Origin of the sequence: Niveispirillum sp. SYP-B3756 (assembly GCF_009495745.1) — a bacterium.
Taxonomy (GTDB): domain Bacteria; phylum Pseudomonadota; class Alphaproteobacteria; order Azospirillales; family Azospirillaceae; genus Niveispirillum.
Map to the genome: position 1 here is coordinate 1 of NZ_WIDQ01000038.1, position 6,207 is coordinate 6,207.

Annotated in this window: 5 protein-coding genes, 2 pseudogenes and 1 other annotated feature; of the genes and pseudogenes, 2 read left to right on the plus strand and 5 right to left on the minus strand. The window is 62.3% G+C overall.

Annotated elements, in window-relative coordinates; genetic code table 11:
- Positions 1 to 429 precede the first annotated feature (429 nt).
- The 5 genes and pseudogenes from GE253_RS25445 to GE253_RS25465 form a co-directional block, all read right to left on the minus strand.
- Entirely contained in the window at positions 430 to 1,863 is a 1,434-nt protein-coding gene (locus GE253_RS25445) for an IS1380 family transposase (RefSeq protein ID WP_153206957.1), read from the minus strand.
- A 106-nt stretch (positions 1,864 to 1,969) separates the two neighbouring features.
- Positions 1,970 to 2,095 (minus strand): annotated as a pseudogene (locus tag GE253_RS25450) (IS110 family transposase); the annotation flags it as partial.
- 37 nt (positions 2,096 to 2,132) lie between these two features.
- Positions 2,133 to 2,251, minus strand: a sequence feature (AL1L pseudoknot).
- Positions 2,165 to 2,532 (minus strand): annotated as a pseudogene (locus tag GE253_RS25455) (transposase); the annotation flags it as partial. (Overlaps the previous feature by 87 nt.)
- Before the next feature lie 291 nt (positions 2,533 to 2,823).
- Positions 2,824 to 3,252 carry a flagellar basal body rod C-terminal domain-containing protein gene (locus GE253_RS25460; protein ID WP_153206958.1) on the minus strand — a complete coding sequence of 143 codons (429 nt, stop codon included), beginning with the start codon at positions 3,250 to 3,252 and terminating at the stop codon, positions 2,824 to 2,826.
- Positions 3,253 to 3,267: 15 nt separating this feature from the next.
- On the minus strand, positions 3,268 to 4,026 hold the full coding sequence (locus GE253_RS25465; protein ID WP_153206959.1) for a helix-turn-helix domain-containing protein: 759 nt from the start codon (positions 4,024 to 4,026) through the stop codon (positions 3,268 to 3,270).
- A 301-nt stretch (positions 4,027 to 4,327) separates the two neighbouring features.
- Between GE253_RS25465 and GE253_RS25470 the strand changes: the two genes are divergently transcribed.
- A complete protein-coding gene (locus tag GE253_RS25470) occupies positions 4,328 to 4,783 on the plus strand; it encodes a hypothetical protein (RefSeq protein WP_153206960.1) in 456 nt (151 codons plus the stop codon).
- Positions 4,784 to 4,845: 62 nt separating this feature from the next.
- Complete coding sequence (locus tag GE253_RS25475; protein WP_153206961.1) at positions 4,846 to 6,084, plus strand: class I SAM-dependent rRNA methyltransferase; 1,239 nt, start codon at positions 4,846 to 4,848, stop codon at positions 6,082 to 6,084.
- Positions 6,085 to 6,207 lie beyond the last annotated feature (123 nt).

Below are 6,207 nucleotides of genomic sequence, written 5' to 3' on the forward strand. Positions count from 1 at the left end.
GCGCTTCAACGCGTTCCCGAAGATCTTCTGAATACGCCTTGCCCATGATCCACCTCCGATAAAGATGAATCACATCCAGACCAAAAAGGGAATCCTTCGATTCCGCTTTCTCGCGCGATGCTCTAGCTACCATATAGCTACCAGATGAAAGTGAAAATGAGCGTAGATGGCACCATGCGACCCGGATTCGTCACGGGATTTTTTTTGCCTGAGAAATCGGTCGCATTTGGGCTCCGGCGCCGGGTTGGGGATGCGATTTTTCGGATCAGGGCTTCGCGCAGAACCGGGACGAAATCCAGCCTCGACATAATCGCGCCGAATAACAACCAAAGGAGGTAAATCTTGTTGCGAGCGGGCGTGCCTCATCATTCCCTTCGATCGGGCCCTTGGATCAGGCGGTCAGTTTCCGTTCGCTGGAAGCAGAGGAGGTCAGGGTGAGGCCAGGGCGCGCCAGGCGGTGAAGAAGATGTGCTGGACAGGGCAGGCGTCGGGCATGGAAATCCGGATCCGCCGTAGCGAGGTGACCACCCGGGCGCCGATTTTCAGCAGCTTCTGCCGGATGGTATGGGGGGCGGCCTTGGCCAGGTCGGTGGCTTGCAACGCCATGAGCCGCAATTGCGTCATCAGCACATCGGCGAAGCCGGCCAGGATCAGCCGGGTCTGGTTGGTTTTGAAGGCATGGGCCGAGGCCCGGTATCCGAAAAGATCAAGCTGGCAGTCCTTGATCCGGTTCTCCATATCGCCGCGCGGGCAGTACAGTGCCTTGTAGATCGTCCGGGCCAGCCGGTCGCACGGCGGCTTATCCCCTTGATTTTCCGCGGCATCGCGGGCTTGGGCCAGGGCCTCAATGACGGCAGACGCGTTCCAGTCCAGAGAGGTGACCAGAAACCGGCAGCGTTGTTCTGTCCCCGACCGGTGCAGCACCTTGGCGATGACGTGGCGGGGCCGGGTCCAGCTGTCCGAGCGGGTCTGGTGATAGAAACTTCCGAACATTTCCGCCGTTTCCCCCGTGGCCAGGAATTCCATCGCCGCGCGTGAGCGGATCTTGCGGTCCTTATGCAGAAGATAGTCGTTGCGCGGCAGGCCGAAAATATAATCGACGCCGTTGGCCTCGCACCAGTTCATCAGGTTCGCGCGCGCGAACCCGGAATCCCCGCGCACCAGGATGCTGACCTTGGGCCAGTGGCGGCGGATGTTGCCCACCACCCGCTTGATGGCCGCCTTGGCTCCTTCGGCACCGTCCACATTGCCGGGGCGCAGCTTGGAGAGCAGCAGATGCGGGCCACAGTAAATATAAAGCGGCAGAAAGCAACGATGCTCATAATAACCGTGGAAGAAGCTTCCCTGCTGATGGCCATGCGTTTCAATATCCGTCGCGTCGATATCCAGAATGATCCGCTCCGGCGCTGTCGCGTAACTGCCGGTGAACAGCTCGACATACAGATCCTGCAGGCGTGACGGCTGCGCGGTGAACTTGTGATAACGCCGGTCGGCCTCCTCAAAACGCCGCTCCAGCCGACCCAGCGTCGAACTCCCGGCCAGCGCCGGCAGCGGCGCGCCACCCGGCACCCGCGGCCTGGCTGCCGCCGTCACCTTCAGCAGCGGATCGTGGCGCATCCGGTCGTGATCGTTGAGGTCCTCGTATCCCAGCGCCATGGCGACGACCCGCTGAGCCAGTAGATCGGGCAGCGGATGCGTCACCTGCTTACGGTTGCGTCGGTCCTCAAAGCAGGCCGCCATCCGCTCAAACAAATTCAGCCGACCAGCCACCTCACGCAACAGCAGCCCGCCCGCATCCGAGGTGATTTCTCCCCCGTCAAACGCCCCCATGACCACCCGCCGACCATGATCCGCAAACCGCATCCCGAAAAACACCCTGTAAATTCTTAACCGCTCCAAAATAAGGGTAATTACTTGTTATCAAAAATAAATCCGGAAAAATGCCGGCAACCGGTGACAAATCCGGGTTTGACATCTTCTCGCCGCCACCCGGCGTCAACGATGTGACCAGCCACTTCGACTGGCTCAGTTCAAGCGAAACGAAGATCGCGCCGAGTTCGACACGAATGGTGGACGCAGTGGGTGCGTTGGACATGACGGCCTCCGGGTTCAGTGCTGGACCAGAACTCTGACGCGGTTCCGGCCGCTCTTCACCTCATAGGATCTCGACCCCGTATTCCTGGCGGTGGGCATCAATGAAACCCAGCATCATTTCGGTCGGCGGTCGAGCTCCGCCATCGCAAAATATGCCGACGCCTTGCGCAGGATCTCATTCGCCTGGCGCAACTCCCGGATCTCCCGCTCCTGCGCCTTCAGCTTCTCCAGCACATCCAGCGGAACGCCAGCATGGCTGCCGCTTTCCACCTCGGCCTTCTTGACCCACTCATTCAGCGTGTGCGCCGAACACCCGATCTTCGACGCCACGGATGACACCGCCGCCCATCGCGATGGATGATCCTTCTCGTGATCCAGCACCAGCCGGACAGCACGCTCGCGGACTTCAGCCGAAAACTTGTTTGTTGTCTTGCTCATGGTAGCCCCATCCTCTCAGGAGTTGGAGCCGCCGACAATCCCGGTGCGGTTCAGAGCGCTTGGCGTCGTCATCCCAAAGGATCGGGGTGCCCGGCGTCCAGCCCTCGGCCTGTATCTTATCCAGGTCAAACACCCCTGCTGACATGGTGCAGGATGCCGGCACGCGCGTCATCCCAGATGGGGCCACATCCGGGCGGCTGCTGAACTGCAGCGTAGCGCGGCTGAAGCATGGCACAGCATCACAAACTAGCCCGCCATATAACTTGCCGGACGGACCCTAAAGGATACCCCTCACGCCAGCGTATTGATGGCTTCGCGCTGCATGTCATCCTGGGTGCGGATAACGGCCAAATTGGCCTTATATGCGGACAGCGCGCCGATCTGGGTGGTGGTTTCGCTCACCGGGTCCACATTAGGCGCGGCCACCAGCCCATTGCCATCGGCCTGCGGGCTGTCCGGCTGATATTCCGGGATATAGGCGGGGGTGACGGGGCGGGATACCGCCCGCGTACCGCCGCCATCGGCCGCCACTGTATCGGTGGCGCTGGGGGCATAGGCCGCATTCTTGCCCGCCGACACCGTACCGTTGGCACCGGGAATGGCCCCGGTACTGCGGGCATTGGCAACATTGCTGGCAGAATTGGACAGGCGCTGCGTCTGCGCCAGCGCACCGGAAAGCGCGCTGGTCAAACTGCTGCCAAGTCCGTTGATGCCAGCCATTGCCCCTACTCCCGATCAGGTCGCGCCGTCGGCCAGATCCTGCAGCGCGTCGCGGTCATTGATCTTGACCTTGCCGCCTTCCATCAAGGCGATGACGCGGCTGGTCTTCAGCTGAGTGAAGGTGCGGCTGACGGTTTCCGTCGTCAGGCCCAGATAATCGGCAATGTCCGACCGGCTCATCGGCACATGCACCGGATTATCCTTGAAGCCACGCCGCACCGCCCGCTGGGAGAGCAGCAGCAGGAAGGAGGCGATTCGCTCCTTGGCGTTCTTGCGGCCCAGCAGCAGCATCTGGTCCTGCGCAGCGGCCAGTTCGTTCGAGGCCATGGCGAACAGGCGGCGCTGCATCTTGGGATAATCTTCCAGCAGCGCCTCCAGCCGGCGACGCGGGAAACGGCAGAGCGTGGCCTGGGTCACCGCTTCGGCCGAATAGGCATAGGTGTCATTAACCGACAGACCCATGAAATCCCCGGCCAGCAGGAAACCGGTGATCTGCCGCCGACCGTCGGGCAGCAGCTTGTACAGCTTCATGGTGCCGGAAGTGACGTTGAACAGCATGTCGGCCTTGTCCCCCTCAGAGAACATGGTATGGCCGGGTTCAACCTTCATATTGACCAGAATTTCGGCCAGGCGCCGCAATTCCTCCTGCTCCAAGGCGGAGCAGACGGAGAGGGAGCGCACCGGGCAGGCGCTGCAGGGGTTGATATCCGCGCCTGCCGCATTGTTGGCAGGGATTGGGGCCAATGCCGCGTGCGCACCCGTCGCTGGTTCCATGAAGCCACCCCCCATCCTGATACACCCCGGCAACCAAAATGAATAAGGCAGGCTGCGCAGCCCCGGATCAGCGATGATAACGCTTCCAATCCGGGCCGCAGCCTGCTCTTCAACCGCCGTGGTCTGGTGGACCATATTGCCACCAATTGAAATGATTCCACAACCGTTCAGCCGTGAACAGATATACTTCCGTATCATGGCCCTGCCTTGACCTGGATCAAAGCATTTTCGGGGCGGGTCTGGCATCAGGTTACGTCACGGGCGGTGACTGTCCCGTTCCCCCAGACGAAGAATCCGACCCATGATGTCCGACCGTTTCACCGTCACACCCCTGGACCGGCGCCGCATTGATCAGGTCTACCCGCTGATCCAGGCGGGCAAGTCCGGTATCAGCCGGGAGGAATGGCGCGATTATGCCGCACGTATGATCGCGGCGAGCGAGGGCGGCATTCGCGTCGCCCAGGTGGATCATGGCTATATCCACGGGCTTTATGCCTTCCAGGCCATGCCCAGCCCGAAGCATGGCACGGTGCTGCAGGTGGACATGTTCCTGGCGCTGGACCTGTTCGAGCCGGAGGTGGCGATCGACCTGCTGCTGGCCGACATGGACCGGGAGGCGCAGGAGCGGGCCTGCGGGGCCGTGCATCTGCACCTGCCGCAGGCCGACGGGCCGGCGGCCCCCTCACGCGCCCTGGAACGTGCCATCAGCCATGGCCATCATCGGGAAGATCTGCGCCTGTGCCGCGTGCTGGTCTGACGCGCAAAGCCTGAACGGGTGCTCCCCTTGGCGGGGGTGGGGCGGCATTGTATTTTCCGCGCATGACTGAGAATGCTGCCGCGACGGCCCCCGACTCCACCCCAGTTGCCAAACCTGCCGCCCTGCCGGTGATCCGCCTGCAGGCGGGCCGGCACAAGCGCGCCCAGCATGGCCATCCCTGGGTCTATTCCAACGAAGTGGATATGGATAAGGCGGCCAAGGCGCTGCCGGCCGGTTCCATCGTGCGCGTCACCGATGCCGGTGGAGCCACGCTGGGCATTGCCACCTTCAACCCGCATACGCTGATCGCGTCGCGCTTCCTGTCGCGCGATGCCGCCACGGTGATTGATACCGGCTTCTTCGTGAACCGTATCCGCCGGGCCCTGGAAATCCGTGACCGGCTGTTCGATCGGCCCTTCTATCGCCTGATCCATGCCGAAAGCGACGGGCTGCCGGCGCTGATCATCGACCGCTATGGTGATGTGGTGGTGGTGCAGGCCAACAATGTGGCCATGGATCGCCGCATTCCGATGATCCTGGCCGCCCTGGACGAGGTGCTGAACCCGCGCGCCATCGTGCTGCGCAATGACAGCGCTGCGCGCACCTATGAAGGTCTGCCGGAGGAAGTGCGGGTTGCCAAGGGCAGCATCGAGGGGCTGATCCCGCTGGAAGAAAACGGTGCCACCTTCTTTGCCGACCTGTCGGAAGGCCAGAAGACCGGCTGGTTCTTTGACCAGCGCGACAACCGCGCCTTCATCGCCAACCTGTGCAAGGGCAAGTCGGTCGTCGATTTCTATACCTATGCCGGTGGGTTCGGCGTGCTGGCGGCCAAGCGCGGTGCTGCCCATGTCACCCTGGTCGACCGCTCTGCCCTTTCGCTTTCCATCGCGGCCAAGGCGGCAGAGGCCAATGGTGTGACCGATCGGGTGGACACGGCCAAGGGCGATGCCTTCACCCTGATGGACCAGTGGGTGGCAGAGGGTCGCACGTTTGAGGTCGTGATCGCCGATCCGCCGGCCTTCGTGAAATCCCGCAAGGATCTGGCCGTGGGCAGCCGCGCCTATCGCCGCATGACCAAGACCGCCGCCAAACTGGTGGCACCAGGCGGCATGTTGCTGGTGGCATCCTGCTCCCACAACATGGAACCGCCTTTGTTCCACCAGGAGGTGGCGCGCGGGCTGGGCGATGCCGGCCGCCAGGGGCGCATCCTGCGCTTCGCCGGCGCCGGGCCCGACCATCCGGTGCATCCGCTGCTGCCGGAAACCCAGTATCTGAAGGCGATGGTCTTCGCGCTGGACTAGGCAGTAAACTCATAAAACTGCTTGGTTTGGAATTGGCGTCGTGATTCAAGGGCTTTGACAAGGAGCCCCTGATGACGCGCCGCCGCTACGAACTTACGGACCACGAATGGTCGATCCTGTCCC

Coding starts and splice junctions, on each gene's coding strand:
- GE253_RS25470 (WP_153206960.1), top strand. CDS start 4,328: ATGATGTCCGACCGTTTCACCGTCACACCCCTGGACCGGCGCCGCATT.
- GE253_RS25460 (WP_153206958.1), bottom strand. CDS start 3,252: ATGGCTGGCATCAACGGACTTGGCAGCAGTTTGACCAGCGCGCTTTCC.
- GE253_RS25475 (WP_153206961.1), top strand. CDS start 4,846: ATGACTGAGAATGCTGCCGCGACGGCCCCCGACTCCACCCCAGTTGCC.
- GE253_RS25445 (WP_153206957.1), bottom strand. CDS start 1,863: ATGCGGTTTGCGGATCATGGTCGGCGGGTGGTCATGGGGGCGTTTGAC.
- GE253_RS25465 (WP_153206959.1), bottom strand. CDS start 4,026: ATGGAACCAGCGACGGGTGCGCACGCGGCATTGGCCCCAATCCCTGCC.